Here is an 18370-nt window from a genome sequence, read left to right as displayed (position 1 = left end):
TCTCCGGACCGGTGCCGGAGACGTCAGGCCCTTCTGTCAGACAAGGCAGGGAGAGTCCACATCCGGCAGGGACAAGTCCCGGGGCTGGTCCTGCGGAGATCGGAACGGGGGGCGGCGCGGCGGGAAGGCCAGCCCCGCATCCGTCGTCTCAAGCGTCAGGTTCGGGTTGTAATAGGGGTCCTCGGCCAGGGCATCGCCCCAGCGTGCCCGCAAAGCCGCCGTCTCCGCCGCAGGTGCCGGCGGGGCTGCCTCGCGGCAGACCATCTGGGCGAGCGGCGTGTACAGGGACCGGAACCCCACACCGGCCAGACGCAGGCACAGGTCGACGTCGTGCAGAGCCTGCGGCAGGCCCTCGTCGAAGCCTTTGGCGGCCATGAAGCGATCCCGCCTTATGGCCATGCAGGTGACGGACACGGACGACACCGTCTGCCGCAGCACGGCCCGCCCGCCCGGACCGACCATGGCGATGTGCTGGCCCGCGTAGGCCGCGCTTCCCTGCGCCTCACCGCCGAGCCGGTATCCGGCATAGCGGATGAGGCCGTTCGCAGTCACCAGCCGCGCGCCGGCGGCGCCGACCCCCGGCGCCATGCACTGGCGCACCAGCTCGGCCAGCCAGATGCGGTGCATCGGTCTGGTGTCCTCGTCGAGGAAAACCAGAACCTCCCCGGTCGCCGCCTTGGCCGCGGTGTTGCGCAGGCTGGCCGGCGCCTTGTCCATCGGCAGCAGCCGCAGGTTCCGCCATCCTTTTGCCGCCTTGGCCATATCGGCGGAAACGGCGGCGGGGCAGGTCACGATCACCTCGGAGACGGACCGGGCGGTGAACCGCTTCAGGACGTCGAGGGTGTCGGCAAGCCTGGCTCCGTCGCCCCGGCAGGACAGGATGACCGAGACCTTCGGCCAAGCCTCCAGCCGGGGGCGCAGATGCAGGAAGGGCGGCTGCAGGCTGGGGCAGGCGCGGGCCTTCAGCCCCCGTCGCTTCAGCGACGCCTCCAGGCCCTTGCGCATGGCGTCGGCCGCATAGTCCTTCTCGTCGATCCTCAGGGCGGTGGACCCCGGAACGGCCCGCCAATGGTAAAGGACGTGCGGGATGTGGCGCACCGCCGCGGGCGGGCTGTGTTCGATCACGCGCAGGGCGAGGTCGTAGTCCTGCGACCCTTCCAGCCCGACGGTGAAGCCGCCGAGACGGCGCATCAGGTCGATGCGGTAGACCCCGAGATGGCTGATGCAGTTCTGCGCGGCCAGGAGATCCGGATTGTAGCCGCCCTTGAAATAGGGCTCGAACCGCTCGCCGGCCTCGTCGATCTTGTCCTCGTCGCTGAAGATCAGGGTCGCTTCGGGGTTGGTCAGGATTTCCTCGGCCACCAGAAGCAGGGCGTGTTCCCTCAGCAGGTCGTCATGGTCGAGCAGGACCGCGAACTCGCCCGTCGCCAGTTCCAGTGCGCTGTTGCTGGCGGCGGAGATGTGGCCGTTGACGGGACGGTGCACGACGCGGATGCGGCGGTCGGCGCGGCTTTCCTCCTTCAGCAGCGCGGCGATCTTCGGATCGGTCGAGGCATCGTCGGCGATGCACAGCTCCCAATCCGGGTAGATCTGCCGGCGAACCGAGGCGATGGCCTCGCGCAGCAGGGGCACGGGCGTGTTGTAGACCGGCATCAGCACCGACAGCAGCGGTCGGCGGGGCAGGGCGTCGAGCCGTGCCCGCATGGCCTCCCGATCTGCCGGCGTCACGGTGTCGTAGCGTTCGACCCAGGCGCGGTAGGTCCGGCACAGGTCGACCGTCAGCGGGCTGCCCGGCAGGTCCCGGCCGGTGCCGGCGATCCGGACCCGGATTTCCGCCATCGCGGACTCCGCCCCGGGCGGCGGCGCCGGCGGCCGGCAGCGGAAGCCGCTGGCGAGGCGCATCGCATCGATCGCTTCCAGGTCGGGACGATCGACGTCGGCCGTGAGTGTCCTGTAGGGGCGGCCGTCGACCAGGATGTCGACACGGATCGGAACGTCGGGGGTCTTCTCGTCATAGGCCCAGCCGACGATGTCGCCGTCCGCCGCGAACGTCACATGCCCGCGCCAGGACGGCTCCGCCGCCGGCTGGACGGTCAGCGGCGATCCCGGCACATGCTGGCCGGTGGCGGCGACGACGAAGGCGACCCGATGCGGCTTGCCGTCGCACAGGGCATCGGGGATCGGCCAGGAGAAGCCGTGCCGCTCGGAACCGATGCCGACCAGCTTCAGGCCGGATCGCAGCCGGTCGGCGGTCACCGTGCCCCAGACCTCATCGTCCACCAGCACCGCCAGTTCGACAGGGCGGGCGGCCCGCGCGGTGTTGCAGCACCAGCCCGAAACGGTCCGCCCGTTCACCCCGTCCATCTGGCCGATGCAACGGCCGGCGGGGTCGGGCTGCTGGAAGCGCAGGGGCTTGGCGTTCAGCATCGCGCCGCTGTCGGCGATGGCCAGATCGATGCGGTGCGGCTTGCCGTCGCACAGTTCGGACGGCAGGGTCAGGCGGAAGCCGCCGCGACGGGGTTCCCCGACCCCGGCCTTCGGCCGTTCCAGATTAGCGGCGAGCCGGTAGCGCGGACGGCCGTCCACCAGCACGACAACCCGTTGCACCTCGTCCGGGCGGTCGGGATCGAAGGCCCAGCCGGAAATCTGGTTCTGGATCATCCATTCCACCCTGCCCAGGGCCACCTTGCCCAGGTCCAGCCCGTCCCGGGTGCTCGGGGCGGATGCGCCCGTGGGAGCGGCGGCAGGAGAACCGGGGGCGGCCATGGGCGCCGGGGCGGGGTGGACCTGGGCGGGGCTCGCCGCCTGCGGAACCGGTGCCGGCGCGTCCTGAGCCGCTTCGGCCTCTTCCTCCCCGGCGGAGGACGCCGAAGGGGACGCCGCGGGGGCGTCGGCCGGAGCCGGCGGGGGGGCCTCCGCAGCCTTGCGGGCGTGCGTGCCGGCCCGGGCGGACGCGGCGGTGCGCACCGGCTTGCTCCGCTCCAGCGTCTCGTCGAGGAGCGCGGTCCAGGCCGCCAGATAGCGGTCGTGGTTGAACAGGTCGAGGGCGGTCAGCCGTGCCCGTTCGCCGATCCTGCGGGCCGCAGCCCGGTTGCGGCAGAGGTGAACCAGATAATCCGCCAGCTCCTCCGGCGACTCCCCGCAGAAGCCGTTGACGCCGTGGCGGATGAACAGGTCCACGTCATCGCTGCGCAGGCAGACCGGGACGACGCCGCACAGCATCGCTTCGGCGCGCGACCGCGGCATCGGCGAGCGCCGCGTCGTGTCGAGATAGGCGGTGAAGCTGCGGATGCGGTCGATGTATCCGCGGAACTTGGATCGCGCGTAGCCGTTCGTTTCCCGCGGCCACAGGCCGCCATCCTGGTTGACCGCGGTTTCCACCCGGATGTCGGCCGGCAGGCGGGCCATGACCCTCTCATGCTCGTAGGCGCCCCGGTAATGCGGCCGCTCCCACATGGAGGAGCCGAGGGCCAGAACGTCGCGTTCGTAGCGCGCGTCGGGATATTCCTGGGGATCGAAGCCGTGCCAGATCACCCGGCTGTCCGCGAACCCCCACTCCGCCTGCGCCTGCCAGGCGTTCACCACGACCGGGATGCCCCGTTCCGCCAGCAGGTCGACGAGTGACCGCCGTTCGGCTTCGTGGATCTGGAAGCGATCGATCGGGCCGCGCATCGTGCCGTATTGGCCGACGAAAGCCGGGGTGCCGTGGCAGAGGGCGATCTTGGGCAGCGGAACGTTGGCCAGGAACCAGCGGAAGGCGTTTCCCCAATCGTCGGGCAGCGCGCCGGCCCCCATCTGCGGAGCCAGGACATTCTCGTCGAAATGCAGGATGGCGACGTCGTACTTCGACGGGTCGAGCTCCTCCATATCGACGAAGCGGACATTCGGGCGTAGCGGGCGCTGCTCGTAATCCCAGCGGTCGGTCAGGCCCGGTCCCAGGCCGCGCACCAGGGTGAACTCGTGCGGCAGCTTGTACAGTTCGTACTGGTGTCCGCAATGCCAGCGGTAGGACAGCACGCGCAGGGGCTTGCGCGCCGCCCGGCGCAGGGCCGGGGAGGCGGCGGCCGCGCCGAAGCGGGACTTCAGCTCCGCATAGGCCGGCGTGTGCAGGGACTCTCCCTGGCGATCGTCCGCGCGGATGGCTTCCAGGATGCTGCCGGCTTCGGCCACCACCCAGCGCCGCGCCACCAGCGCCAGTTCGGGATAGGGCCGGAACAGGCTGTTGAAGCCCTCCATCCGGCGTTCCTGCGGCGTGAGCCCGTCGGCGGCGGCCTCGTCCGTGGCCCTGGCGCCGTTTGCGGTGCGGATGGCGAAGGCATGCTCCGTCCGGCCGAAACGCGCCCCGGCCCGGTACAGCAGGTAACCCAGCACCAGATCGTCGAAGCGGTTCCGGCCTTCCCCGGCGGCCCCCTGAAGGATGCCGGGGAAGGCGTCCTCCTGCGGAAGGGCGAGGCGGCGCAGCAGGGTCGATTTGACCGACAGGTTCCCGGCGGCGACATTGAGAAAGCCGTCCGGCTGCACCGGATCCCGCATCCTGATGCGGTCGCGGGCGTGGTTGGCGTCGGCTTCCAGCTCATCCAGCAGGCGGTCGGGATTGCGGCCGTCCGCCGCCACCGGCGGGGCTCCGATCACGGCGTCGAAATCGGGATGGCGATGCGCGAAGGCGTGGGCCGCCAGGAAGTCGCGGTTGACGTGGAGATCCGCATCGAGGACGACGCAGACGTCCGCGTTCGTCAGCGTGGCGGCCTGGAGCAGGCGCCGGCCCTGCGTCTTCCCGGCGCCGGCCGGCGCGATGTCGTGTTCCTCCTGGTCCACCGCTTGGCACACCACTTTGATGTCCAGCCGGGTCCGCCGGTCGCGCTGTCCCCACAGCTGGGCCCGGATGCCGAAATCCTCCGACGGGCCGGGATCGCTCAGCAGGAGCAGGGTGACCGGACCGCCGTAGCTCTGGCCGGTCAGGGTATGGAGAACCGCGTCGAACGCCTCCTCGCCGCCGCGCAGATCGCAGACGACCGCGATGTGCGGCAGGGCGGCATGGAGCGCCGCGTCGCGGAGGCCGCGCAGATCCGGCACCGCTTCGGGGGCGCCGTCCGCCCAGGCGGCCCGGCCGTCCGGCCCGGCGACGAGGGCGTGACGGCAACGCCTTGCGGTCTGGAGCGGCCCGGTCAGCGCCCGCTGCAGCCTGCCGTCCAGCCGCAGGCCGGCCGCCGGCTGCCCGCCGGTGCCGAGAGTGCCGGTGTCGACATGGATGGTGCAGACCAGTCCGGCGTCCAGCAGGGCGACCGTCTCGTCGTAAAGGCGGGTCGCCTCGCCCGCCTGCGGGTGCAGATCGACGAACAGGACGACATCCTGCGCCGACAGCCGCGGCAGCAGAGCGGCCCAGCCCCCATCCGGGAGGCTTTGCAGATCGATGGTGTGATCGGGGAAGGCACGGCCGAGGAATGTCGCCACCGAACCCGGCCGCGGATGGTCGTCCGGCACCAGGGCGCAGACCCGCAGATGCCCCTGCCCATGCGGGGTCGTACCGCGGGCGGCGCGCGACCGCTCCACATATTGCGCCAGGCCCGTTTCGGCGCCGAGAAGCCCCAGGCCGGGGGCGGGCGGGCGGGCGGGAAGCCCCTCGCGGTTGACCAGCACGCAGTTGCAGTCGTCCGCCGCCGCCGTGGGCGAGGTCAGGCTGACGCGATAGGTCTCCCCGACCCGGAGCGGGATTCCCGCAAGATCGAAATCTACATACTGCGGCACCGGCCGGGGCATCGGCCGGATCGAGCGCATCAGCAGAAGATTGCCGTCCCTGTCATGCAGTTCCAGCTGCAGCGGCACCGTGCCGCGCGCCATCCGCGGGGCGACGCGGATGCCCAGCGCGTCGACGGCGGCGGCCGGAGCCTCGAAACAGAATTCCAGGCTGGAATGGGAATAGACGGGCAGCGGGATCAGGCCGAAACGCTTCTCCAGCCACTCTTCGGTCGTCACCTGCATGCGGGCGCCATGTTCGACCCATTGCAGGCGCCACATCGGTTCCCGGCGGACGGCCGGGGTGACCTCGACGGACGGCTCGGGGCAGGCGGTGGCGGTGATGCAGCCCCAGACGCCGAAGCCGCCCTGCGGGGCATCCCCGTCTGGCCGCAGCATGACGCGATAGAGGCGCTTCTCCCGCAGCGGCGCGCCGATCAGGTCGAACAGGACGGTTCCGTTGCCCTTGGACGGCGGCACGGTCAGCTGGGTGGTGTGGAGGATCTGTTCGGCGATCCCGTCGCCCGACGGCTCGAAGGAGCTGATCGTCAGGGTCAGCCTGCACGGGTCCGCCAGTCCCCGGCTGTCCAGCTCCAGGGAAAGGGAGTGAACCCCGCTCTGTCCGCGGATGGTGAAGGCCAGCCCGTCCGCGCCCAGCCGCTGCTGGACGGGGGCACCCATTCCCGCTGTCGCCGCGCTGACGGCATAGCGGATGACCTGGCCATCCTCGTGGCGGATCAGCTGATGGAGGGGAAGGAACTCTGCGCGCTTCGCGACGTGGGACACCGGAGGAAACACCAGGGAAGAGGCGGGAATGGGAGCGTCGTTCATATCCGGGCGGCTTTCGGTCATCGCCTGCGCTTTTTCCGTTGGGACGGGCGCTGGGTTGCCGGAATGGACGCGGGGCGCGCCTTGTGCTGCGGAGCGGGCGGAACGGCCCGTACCACGGCTGCCTCCAGCGGCTTGGCGAGGGCAGGGGCGGGGGCAGCGGCGGCGGGGGCGGATGCCGGGGCCTGGACGGCGGCCGGCGCGGGGAGTGCCAGGGCGTCCAGGGTCCGCTCGACGAGCACCTCCACGGTGAAGCGGCGGTGGACGTCGGCCTGCGCCTCCGCGGCCAGCCGGCGGCGGTCCTCATGGTTGCGCAGCAGGAACAGGCAGGAGCGCGTCAGCCCGTCGAGATCGTCGGTCCCATGCATGTAGGGCAGCAGGCCGGGGCTGAGGGCGGACGGGGTGCCGCCCGCGCAGGTGCAGACCACCGGAAGCGCCTGCCACTGCGCCTCCATGATGACGTTCGGCAACCCCTCGGCCTTGGCCGTGTGGAGAAGCAGGTCGGCGGCCCCCAGCAGGACGTTCACGGACTGGCTGCGCCCCAGGAAATGGATGGCGTCCTCGATGCCGAGTGCCCGCAGCCGCCGTTCCATCGCCTCGCGAAGAGGCCCGATGCCGGCGACCACCGCCTTGACGTGCGGGATCTCCCGACGGATGCGGGCGATCACCTCGACGAACAGAAGGGGCTGCTTTTCCTGAGCGAGCCGGAACACGCCGGCGATCAGCGGGCGGGAGGAGCCGACCCCGATCGACAGGCGGGTCTCGACCCGTTGCGCCAGTGTCGGCTGCGGCAGATCCTCCACGGCGATCCCGTTGACGATGGTCTTGACCGCCTCCGGCTTCAGCATCAGCCAGGCGGCGTAGGATCGGGCGCCGGCCTCGGCATTGGCGCTCATCACCACGCGCGGGGAGCGCAGGAGCATGCGGTACAGGCCGTAGAACCACGGGCGGTAGAGGTTGGGGAAATGGGTCGGGTTGACGTTGCGGCCGGACAGAAGGATGCGGGGCACCCCCACCAGAAGGGCGGCGAGCCCGCCGACCACATTGACCATGTCGAGATAGCAGATCACGGCGGCCGGCCGCAGCCGGTGCATCCGGATCATCGCCTCGATCACCGGCAGGCGGACTTCCTCCGGCAGGCGCCGCAGGGTCGGGGCCGCCGCCCACAGGATGTGGCGGAACTCCTCGTCCCCGGTCGCCAGGACGAAATCGCCGTGGGTCATCACGTCGAGCGACAGGATGGGGATGTCGCTGTCGTGCAGCAGCATGTCGGCGTAATGCCGCCCCTCGTCGCGGATCGGCGACATGGTCATCAGGGACGGCGCATACCCCTGCGCCAGCAGGCCGCGCGCCAGATTGCAGATTCTGCCGTTCCGCGCCGCCGGGGCCGAGATAGCCGATCATCAGCAGGATGCGCTGTTCCGACGGTTCGGGAGGCAGCAGCCGGTCGCCGTCCTGCCCCAGCCACTCCTCGAACACCCGCTCGGCCGGGCGCAGGCTGGGCAGCCGGCGCGCCTGTCCGCGGTCTTCCGCCTCCAGGTCGGCCTGGCTCCAGGCGGAGTCTCCGGACGGCAGCACCCCGCTGATCCGTGCCAGACGGCGATCCATCCCCGTCGGGTGTTCCGGCAGCTCGATCCAGGAATAGGTGCGGCCGTTCTCGTTGGGATTGCTGTTGTCGGAGCTGGAGAAGAAGACCCGGCTTTCCCAGTGGGAGTAAAGCCCGCGCCCCACCCCGCGCAGCGCCGTGTGCAGCGCATGCGCCGAGCCCAGCGGCCGACCGTCCTCCAGCAGAACCAGCCGCGAGCGGCCCTCCTTGCCGTTGGCATCGGCGCGGGCGGCGAGGCTGGGGCAGTGGGCGCTGAAGCCGTGCCCCCCTTCGGGGTGATAGCCTCCGGCCTTGCCCAGCGGGTGCTTGCGCATGCTGTCGGCACAGAAGCGGTGAACCGCCTCGTCGATCAGCCGCCGCCGCCGCGCCCGGTTCTCGTCGCAGCGCACCACGACGGGCGCCCCGCCGACGATGGCCGTGACCGTCTTGTGGCCGAGCCGGGCCAGCCGCAGGATGGCTGCCGACGGGATGGCGCTCTGCCGGCAGAGGAAAAGCAGCTCCACCCGCTCCCCTTCGGCCAGAAGCGATGGAAGGGTGTCGCGGTCGGACCCGTCTCCCCCGGCCGTTTCGGCAGATTCGGCCCAAGGCCCGTCGTTCCAGGCATCGTCCGTGAGCCAGGGAAAGGAGATGGCGTCGCCGGTTGCCGGATGGGTCGCCGAATCTCCGCCCGGCACGACGCAGGCGCGCAGGTTGGGCAGCCCGCGGAGCTGGGACAGATCCTCGGGATGGCAGAAGGCGACGAGGCCGCCCGGTGCGCGGCAGCCTGCGGCCTCCACATACAGCAGAAGGCTGATGGACAGGGTCACTGAAGCACCATGGATGCTTGGGGCCGAGTGGAAGCGGCTGTGGCGGATGGGTGCGCGGGATAGCCCGGACGCGCGCGCAGCCAGCTTTCCAGAATGAAGAGCAGCCAGAGCTGGTAGGCGCTGTAGGACTGTTCCTGATGGTCGAGGAAGGCGGCGATCCGCTCGACCGGGATCCAATCCTGCAGGCGGCTTCCGGCATCGAGCGTGAGCGCCCGGGTCCGCGGCAGCAGCTGGTCCTTTCCCCACAGCGCCATCGGCAGGCCGAAGCCGCGCTTGGGCCGTTCCAGCCAGTCGCGTGGAACGTAGCGGGCGGCGATCTGCTTCAGGACGCGCTTGCCCTGTCCGGCGGCATAGCATTCCTCGGGGCGAAGGCCGCTGGCGAAACGGGCGACCTCCAGCCCCAGCAGCGGCGCGCGCACCTCCAGGCTGTTCTGCATGCTCATCCGGTCGACCTTCGGCAGGACGGCGCCCGGCATGTAGTGGGCCGCGTCCAGTTCGCGCAGGCGGTGGATCAGCGGCTTTCCGCTGCGGTTGATGGTGGAGCGCAGGTGGCGCAGGAGGCTGGCGTTCTCCGGCGGCATCCGTCCCAGCAGCCGCGTCACGTCGCTGTCGGCATAGACCAGGATCCGGTACGAGTAATAGGCATTTCCGGGGTCCCAGCCAGCCATGCCGACGGGATCGCGCTCCAGGCGGGCAGCGTCCTCCAGCGTGGAGAAATAGCGCCCATAGCCGCCGAACAGCTCGTCCCCGCCGTCGCCCGACAGGGCGACCGTGACATGTTCGCGGGCGAACTGGGTCAGCAGGAAGGTCGGCAGGCAGGAGGTGTCGCCGTTGGGCTCGTCCAGCACCGATCCGACATGTTCGCCGAGCGCCAGCATGTCGGGCGAGATGATGCGGTCGTGGTGGTCCGTTCCCAGATGGCGGGCCATCGCCCGCGCATCCTCATGCTCGGATTCCGGCGTGTCCGCGAAGCCGATCGAGAAGGTCATCAGGTTGCGGTTCAGCCGCTTGGTGGCGATGGCCGCCACCAGGGTGGAATCGACGCCGCCCGACAGGAAGGCCCCCAGCGGCACGTCGCTGATCAGCTTGCGCCTGACCGAGCGGACGAGGATTTCCTCCAGCTCGTCGGCCAGCTCGTCGATGCTGCGGATCTTCCCCTGGTGTGGTTCCGCTTCGAAGGCGAAATGGCGGCATACGGTCGCATGCCCGTCCTCGCTCAGACGCAGATAGCAGCCGGGCGGCAGGCGGCGGACGTCGCGGTAGATGGTGCGGGTGCCCGGCACATACTGGAAGCTGAGATAGCCGGCGATGCTTTCCAGGTCGATCGCCGCGTCGAACCCCGGCAGCACGGTCAGTGCCTGAAGCTCCGACGCGAAGGCGAACAGCCCGTTTCCCTGCCAGTAATAGAGCGGCTTTTCCCCGAACGGGTCACGGGCGAGCAGCATCGACCGGTTGTCGTGGTCGAACAGGGCGAAGGCGTACATCGCATCGATGCGCGACAGCAGCGCCGTGCCGTATTCGCACAGCCCGTACAGCAGGACCTCGGTATCGGAGCGGGTGCGGAACCGGTAACCCCGGGCCTCCAGAATCCTCCTTCAGCTCCAGGAAGCTGTAAAGCTCCCCGTTGAAGCAGATGGAATGGCGGCCGTCGGGGGTCTGCATCGGCTGATGCCCTCCCGAAGACGTGTCGATGATGCTGAGACGCCGGTGCGAGAAGGCGCAGAAATTGGTGTCGTCGACCCAGACGCCGCCATCGTCCGGGCCGCGATGGATCATGGTATCTGCCATCGTCTCGGCGATGTTCGCCAGTTCCTGCCTGCTGAACCGACCGCCGAAATTCACCAGTCCTGCAATTCCGCACATGATCGACGTTATGCCTCCTAACAACTTGGAATTGCCCGGATCGGGCCTTGTCGGGTCACCGGTGGGGGCGGACAGCCTGCCGGAGCCGCTCGGACAGAAAGGCCACCAGCCCCTTCAGGCTCTCGATCGTTGCCGACTGGGCACGGATCTGGATCAGCATCGCCGCGCGCTCCCGCAAGCCATTCTCCTCCCCCTCCTTCAGCCGGCCGATCGCCTGCCGGATGTCCCAGCCGGAGGCGGGGGTGTCAGCTGCCGAGGACGCTGCGGACAGAGCGGATTGCTCTCCCAAACGTTGAATCATGGTGTGACAAGCACTTCCCAGGCGCGCCGCCAGCGTGTTTCCGCTTCGATCAAGCGCAACTCTGAGCCTGCCGAGCCTCTGTGCTGCTTCGTCTCGGTTGTTTAAAGCAATGGCCACTTCCACAAGACCAAGCTCGGCCGACAAATCATCCGGGTTAACTCGCAGGGCCTCTTCGAATGCAAAGCCTGCCGCAACGATGTTGCCGCGCGCCATTTCTGCATGAGCCAGCTTCTTTAAAACTTCGGGGCGCCTTTTCGATGCTTTTTCCGCCTTTGAATAAAATTCTACCGCCTCATCAAATCGACCGCCAGAGACAAAGAAATCTCCCGAGATTTCATAATCGTCATCGTATGATATTTGTTCTATTACCGACGAGTTTTGCTCATCTTTCTGAATTGATGGTGAGTAGTCAGAGGAGTTTCCTGAATATACACGCATCACTTCATCCAAAGAAAATTGAAACTTCGCCTTGCGGGAAGAATATATCCAATTGACGTGAAAGCTTTCTTAATGTTTCTTGATGCGTATCTTTTGTAAAGAAGCATGTTAATCGTACTCCAGAGATCATGTGGGATACAATGCCAAAAGGGCAGAGCACGGCGGAGCGCGCGTCCTCCCAAAACCAGCCGTACCCCCTGGAGGGTCCGTTCGAGGATGATGGGGGATACGGCTGGCGTATCTCGCTGCCGGAGCTGAGTGCTTACGGGGCCTCGTCCGAAATGCCCCGTTCGTCCTTGTCATTGCTGGAAAACGGCCGTCCCCTGGGGCCGCCGGACCAGCTTCACGACGATGTCCGCCAGAAGGGCGGCGGCCGCTACAGCCATTGGGGCGACGGATTGTGGTTCTCCGCCTCCGACAACAGCGACCCGAACACCAACGGCCGCGACTACACGATTATTATCGATAAAGAAAACAAATACAGTGCGGCCGAAGTCGAGGACTCCGAAGCCGGATGCTCCTCCCCGGTCGTCCTGTCGCCCTTCGGGGCCGATATCCAACCGCAGGTAGGGGCGATCTATCCCCTGCCGAAGCCCTTCGCGACCGACAACGGCTTCGCCTGGCTCGTGAAGCTGCCCCAGTTCGAAGCCTGGGGAAAGGGCGGGACAGGATTCAGGCTGCAGTTCATGGAGGATGGCCGTCCCCTGGGACCGCCTGAGCAGCTCCACGACGATATCCGTCAGGAAGGCGGCGGCCGCTACAGCCATTGGGGCGACGGGTTGTGGTTCTCCACCTCCGACAACAGCGACCCGAACGCCAACGGGCGCGACTACACGATTTCCATCGTGCCGGCCGGCCAGGCTGTGCCGGCGGCCGCGGTCAAGGAGGGCTATGCCCGCCTGTCGTTCGAGGAGGGCGTCTACACAGTCGACCTGCCGGGGCGGTACGGCAATGCCGGCGGCTTCGCCTGGACCGCCTACATTCCGGAACTCGCGGCCCTGGCCTCGGATGGGCAAAGCCGCTACTCGGAGCTTTTCCTGATCGAGGACGGCGTGTTCCTGCCGCGGGCGGACATGCTCCACGACGACATCCGCCAGAAAGGCGAGGGCCGCTACAGCCATTGGGGGAACGAGCTGTGGTTCGCCACCAGCGACAACAGCGATCCCAACACCAACGGCCGCCACTATCAGCTCGGATACAAGATCCATAGGACGCTGGACGACGGATCGATCATCTATCACGCCGCCCGGGGTGCCCATGTCCTGTTCCGCGGCGGCAGCCGCTTCGCTTTGCCGCAGTACTGCAACATCGGCCTGACCAACAAGTGCAACCTGCGTTGCGAGATCTGCGGCAGCCAGAAGTTCCTCGACAACGAGAAGATCCCCCGCCGCTTCATGGATATCGGGGTGTTCCGCAAGGTGGCGGACACCATCCTGCCCTTCATGACCGAGGTCGAGCTGAGCAGCTACGGCGAGCCGTCGCTGCATCCCGACTTCGAGGAGGTGCTGAGGGCGATCCGTGACCATGGCTGCGTGTTCAAGCTCCAGACCAACGCCACCCTGCTGACCGACCGGCTGGTCAACCTGCTGTCCGGCATGGTGGGCACCGTCTGGATGTCCATCGATGCGACCGGCCCGCTGTTCAACGAGGTCCGTCGCAATGGGAAATGGGAGGCTGTCGAGCGCGGGGTCCGTCGGCTGAACGAACTGCGCGATCCTGAAAAACTGAAGCTGTGCGTCAACCCCACAGTCACCCGCCGAACCCTGCCGGCGATGCTGGACGTCATGGAGTGGGCCTCCGCCAACCGGATCGATTCGGTGAATTTCCGCCAGTACGATCCGATCTCGGATTCGTTCGAGGAGCAGCCCAGCCCCGAGGAGCTGGCTCCCCAGATCGCCGCGCTGGGCGAATGGGCGGCGGCGCATCCGGACGGTCCCGACATACGGTTCGAGCCGAACTGGATCCGCTTCACCAACAAGGAGGTCGTGGACACCGTCCATTACAAGGCGCGGTCCGGCCACGCCAACTACCCGATCCTGTCGGGCCGCTCCGACGCCCATCCCGTCTATGCCTGCATGGCGCCGCTGCAGTATGTGGACATCGGGCTGGATGGCGAGATCTATGCCTGCTGCCGCACCCAGCGGACGGTCCTCGGCTTTGCCAACAGCCTGGACGCGTTTCTGAACACCTGGTGCGGCAAGCGTTATAAAAGCCTGCGCCGCTCGCTGCGGCATGACAGCCTGAATCCAATCGTGCTGCCGGAATGCGCAGGCTGCGTCAAAAGCTACGGTGGAAGCTGACGCCGGCCGTTTCCTACCGACAGGACTGTCGCCACTCCGGACTGTGAAGGCCGGAGTGGCCGGCAGCCCGGACAGGTGCCGCCAGGGTACCGTCATGCTGATCATATCGACGATGCACATGTATTGGAGCGGGGCTGGGTTGATGAATGCTCGTCGAAACCCGGCAAGACTGGACGTTTGATGAAAAAAATGTTATCAATTCGCCTCGATTGAAAATTAGAAGCTGCTGAGTTGTTCGATGTCACAGATCTTGAAGCATCTCTATTTTAAAGAGGCTGGCTATGCATGGGCTCGTCCAAGCTGGCCGATTGAAGGGATATCGGATAATTCACAAGATGCGTTGGCATCAACGCTTCAGGTTTTTGAAAATGGTCGGCCGCTTGGTCCGCCTCATGCTCTTCATGAAGATATTCGGTTGAAAGGGAATGGCCTTTTTTCTCATTGGAGGTCTAGTCCTTCCAGCATGGCGATGGTTATTTTTTCGACATCCGATAACTCAAATCCAAATACAAACGGCAGAGCCTATGATTTTATTTTTAACTATGGCGAAGAATACAATGAAAGAAAAAATAAAAACAGAAGATCCATTGGAGATTTTCTGACGTACTGCTGCCTATCTTACCATTTGGATGATATTAATGCCGTAGGGCTTTCATCAATTCGGATAGTGAATTTTCTCGCTCACGTTTCTCGAAGTCTCAGAGTAATATTTCCATGGGGGACGCATGGAGAAAATTTCATTGATGATTACAATGAGAATTATCATGATTTTCACGAAATTATTTTAAGACGACCGCCAATGCTATGTGGTGCCTTTGCAAGGGCATTAGGGGACTGCGCGATGGGTATGGGGTTGAGAGCAAGGCCAGTTATATTTCCAGCGCATATTGCAGTTGAGATCGAAATTACTCCTGATCGTTGGGTCTATTTCGATCCGGCGTTTCAGTTCTTTGCAGCGGTAAACGGAGAGTACTTGAGCGCTCGTGATTTGGCTAAGCGCATGGATTTGATTCAGGCTTGGGATCAGCATTTTAATTCAACTTTAACATGTACAAATATTCTGTCTCATCAATTCAATATGGGATTCCATGAAGGGGAAATTCTTCCATCTATATAGATAAACAGTAGATACGAAAACCGCTCGAGAGCTAACACCTGACTCTGCTTGGCAGATAAAATAGAAGGAGTAAAGCCATGGAAATAAATCTGGAAAGACCATTTCGCCATCATGGCGGGTTTTCGTATCAAAAAGATCTTTTTGACTTTGTTTCTGTTGCTGATATCCCTGGAGAAGATCGATCGACCTTGCAGCTTTTTGAGGATGATCTTCTGCTCGGTCCGGCGCATATCCAGCATAGCGAAGTGGCTGCGAAGGGAAATGGGCGATATAGTCATTGGGTGCAAGGGATATGGTTCTCTGCTTCCGATAATAGCGATCCAAATGAAAATGGTAGATCGTATCGAATCATCATAGATGATACAAAAGTCGAGATGGCAAAGTCATCTAATAATGTAGATTTTGAAATATATCAGACTTTTTCCTGTATGAACTCATACTGCCGTGAACCATTCCCTGTATTTCGTAGTGAAAATAAAATAAATATACTAGAAATTGGCGCAAGATATTTGGGTGTTGCTGCGCTTTTCGCAGCACGTGGCGCATATGTAACGGTCATAGAACCGGAGGGAATTCAATGGGACGATGAACGCAGCCCGCTTTTCTATAAGTCACTCTCTGAGCGAGCCGAATTGCAAGGTATTTCTATCGTCGATCAATCTGTATTTGATATAATTATCGAAAGCAAGGGAAAAGTAACCCCTCGCATTGAGGTCTTGGAGACCACAGTAGAAGAAATGAATTCAAGAGAATATTCAAATAGATTTGACCTTGTTCTTTCTAATTCTGTTCTTGAGCATATATTTGATCCAGAGCGTACAATGGAAAATTTGGCTAAATGCTCAAAGCCATGGTCTTTGGCAAGGCATGGCGTGGATTATAGAGATCACAGTAATTTCAGTGATCCACTGAATTTTCTTTTCATTGACGATGCTGAGTTTCGTCAAAAAATTGTTGCGCATGATACAGCTAGAGGAAATCGTCTGCGTCCTTCCGAGCTTGAATATTGGTTCACACGCATGAACTTTAGCATCAAGGAACGTATTGTTCGTAGCTATAATACAGACGATTATGTCAATAAATTCCTTCAGGAAAGTAAAGAGAAAAGTCGGAGCCGTCTTTACAGAAACTGCATTCATCAAGATCTATATGAAAATTCAATAGCTTACAGCTTGGTTCTGATGCCATGAAATAAATTTATTCAATATATTTTCTGTATGAGTATTGGAATCTCTATTCATGGTAACGGGGGTTTCGTTCCCCGTCATGGGAGTCATCTTGCTCTGCTACGAAGATGATTGGGCATTGGTTTGGGAAGGCTCTCGTTGAGAGCCTTCAGCACTATAGATTCGATTCCGTCGTATTTGACTGCCAAGTTGAATAGGGTTGTGAAAAGATGTGAGGACCATTGGTTACGTCCAAACACCAGCGGTCATTGGTGATCGCCGCTGGTATCCGCGCCGACCGGCGCGGCGGCGGCTCCTGCCGCCGAAGCCTTTGATCCTGACCTGTCAGGATCAAAGGCTTCTGGGATAAGGGCAACACATCGTAGCCCTGTGCTCCAGTATGATAGAGATGTGAATGAATCATGGGGCTTTATAGGTAGGCTTGAGGAGGTATTGTAAATTTGCTAGTACTCTCTTGTCCATGAAAGCAAGAAAGTCCGGACTTTCAATCTTTGTCAAAAAACGAAGAAAATCTATCAATTGGAGGTTGCTCTGAGGATGAAAGGTACTTTCATTGAAACAAAAAAAATTGAAGAATTGATTGAAGTAAATTCATCAATAGAAGAATTTTTTTCTTCCAATTCTAAATATTGCAAATCAATTTTATTAGGAGAAGAATTTGTTGATTTCAGCGATGGGTATTTCCTCGAGGATTATTTTCAGGATAAGAGTGCTTACAATTATAATTGGACTAAAAGTCAAAAATCCTATACAAGCCAGAATTTATTTTTCCTTCGTCTGAAGGATGTTTTTGTATTTCCGAACCGCAGCGCGATCATGATTGCTCCTGGGGTATTCTTAAAAGAATCTTTGAACAATATTTGCTACGGAGATCAATCAAAAAACTTTGATTATTTAACTCGTTTTCTGCCGAATATTACAAAGACGGACAAAGGCTTGGTTTTCGATCCGGAAATCTGCGACCGTGCAGAAATGATCGAAGATACAGTCATGCTGGTCAACACCGTTCAGGACAATTATGGTCACTGGCATCTTGACAGCATGTTGTCCGCCTACGGGATCCGTGACTGGATTTTAAAAAATGATGTCAAGTTCCTTATGCCCAGTGCTAGGCATGCAATTAATCATTACAGAAACCGAGGTTGGATTCAAGAAAGTTTGACGGCGCTAGGCATGGGGGGGCGGTTGCTCGGCACCCCTGAACCGATTGTGTTTTGCCGGGACCTCATCTATTCAAGTCGGATGCTTGGGTTGGGAACAAACAATCCTCCACCACTTTTTCATACTATGACTTCCGAGATCGCGGAGCGAATCGCCCGTGACAGTTCGGTTCAGATCCATCAGCCCGAGTACATCTTCCTGATGCGCAAAGGTGGTGGCTCTGGACGTTACATGCTCAATGAGGAGGCTTTATCTATCGGCCTCCAGAATTATGGTTTCAATTGCGTTGTGCCCGATAATTTTAACTTTGCCGACGAAGTGAAGTTTTTCGGCAAGGCCAAGATCCTCATCTGCCAGACCGGCTCGGCGATACTGAATGCCGCCTATGCGCCGGAAGGCTGCATCATCTGCGAGATCGGGGCCGGCAACGTGTTTTTCACCGCCTTCGTCCATGTGCCGGGGGTCACGGGGAAGCGCTACGTCATGTATCATGTGCCGGAAATGATCCGGCAGGATCCGACCCGTGCGGTGGAGGCGGCCAACCGCGACCAGTGCTCCTTCGAGGTTCCGCTGGAAAGCTTCCTGCCCTTCGTCGCGCGGCTGATGGAACTGACAGGCGTCACGGTCAATCCGGAAGCCGCTTTGATCCGTGCCATGGCCGAGACGAAGCCGGAAATCGAGCGCGGGGCCTGCTATCGGGTTCTTGATGCGCCTTTTTCGCCCGACCAGATCGGGACCTTTGCCTATGCATACCGTCTCCCTGAACTCGTGCGTTACGCGGACGGCATGGCGGCGAGCTCCCGGTCGCCGCTCCGCCTGCTGGAAAATGGCCGGCCGATCGGTCAGCCACACAGTATGCATCACGACATCCGGACCAGCGGTGGCGGGCTCTATTCCCACTGGAACGACTACATCCTTTTCTCGACCAGCGACAACTCCGATCCGAACGCCAACGGCCGAACCTATTCGATCTATCTCGACCGCTGATCGTTTGCCCTTTCCCAATCTCCACCGGGGCAGGCTCTTTCCG

General features: G+C 62.7%; 8 protein-coding genes and 1 pseudogene. 4 read left to right on the top strand and 5 right to left on the bottom strand.

Annotation, left to right across the window (positions count from 1 at the left end; all coding sequences use genetic code 11):
* Window positions 1-36: 36 nt before the first annotated feature.
* From ACWPN3_RS08355 to ACWPN3_RS08335, 5 genes and pseudogenes are all read right to left on the bottom strand, one after another.
* Complete coding sequence (locus ACWPN3_RS08355) at window positions 37-6585, bottom strand: glycosyltransferase (RefSeq protein ID WP_492261235.1); 6549 nt, start codon at window positions 6583-6585, stop codon at window positions 37-39.
* Complete coding sequence (locus ACWPN3_RS08350; RefSeq protein WP_492261234.1) at window positions 6582-7874, bottom strand: glycosyltransferase; 1293 nt, start codon at window positions 7872-7874, stop codon at window positions 6582-6584. The genes ACWPN3_RS08355 and ACWPN3_RS08350 overlap by 4 nt, the downstream gene beginning before the upstream one ends.
* A gap of 1095 nt (window positions 7875-8969) precedes the next feature.
* A complete protein-coding gene (gene asnB / locus ACWPN3_RS08345) occupies window positions 8970-10559 on the bottom strand; it encodes an asparagine synthase (glutamine-hydrolyzing) (RefSeq protein WP_492261252.1) in 1590 nt (529 codons plus the stop codon).
* A gap of 61 nt (window positions 10560-10620) precedes the next feature.
* A pseudogene (locus tag ACWPN3_RS08340) lies at window positions 10621-10836 on the bottom strand (asparagine synthase (glutamine-hydrolyzing)); the annotation flags it as partial.
* Window positions 10837-10891: 55 nt separating this feature from the next.
* Entirely contained in the window at window positions 10892-11578 is a 687-nt protein-coding gene (locus ACWPN3_RS08335) for a tetratricopeptide repeat protein (RefSeq protein WP_492243671.1), read from the bottom strand.
* 278 nt (window positions 11579-11856) lie between these two features.
* Here ACWPN3_RS08335 and ACWPN3_RS08330 point away from each other — a divergent pair, with 278 nt between their 5' ends.
* From ACWPN3_RS08330 to ACWPN3_RS08315, 4 genes are all read left to right on the top strand, one after another.
* The gene (locus ACWPN3_RS08330; protein WP_492243562.1) at window positions 11857-13875 is read left to right on the top strand and encodes a radical SAM protein; all 2019 of its coding nucleotides are present in this window, start codon (window positions 11857-11859) and stop codon (window positions 13873-13875) included.
* A gap of 238 nt (window positions 13876-14113) precedes the next feature.
* Window positions 14114-14992 (top strand): hypothetical protein, encoded by an 879-nt coding sequence (locus tag ACWPN3_RS08325; RefSeq protein ID WP_492243563.1) that lies wholly within the window; start codon window positions 14114-14116, stop codon window positions 14990-14992.
* A 77-nt stretch (window positions 14993-15069) separates the two neighbouring features.
* Window positions 15070-16182: a class I SAM-dependent methyltransferase gene (locus ACWPN3_RS08320; protein ID WP_492261233.1), complete on the top strand. Its 1113-nt coding sequence runs from the start codon at window positions 15070-15072 to the stop codon at window positions 16180-16182.
* A 534-nt stretch (window positions 16183-16716) separates the two neighbouring features.
* A complete protein-coding gene (locus tag ACWPN3_RS08315; protein ID WP_492243565.1) occupies window positions 16717-18327 on the top strand; it encodes a glycosyltransferase family 61 protein in 1611 nt (536 codons plus the stop codon).
* The last annotated feature ends 43 nt before the right edge of the window (window positions 18328-18370 follow it).

It is taken from the genome of Azospirillum sp. UENF 111221 (assembly GCF_058780625.1).
Note: the sequence above shows the minus strand (reverse complement) of the source record. Positions and strands in the feature narration are given on the sequence as shown.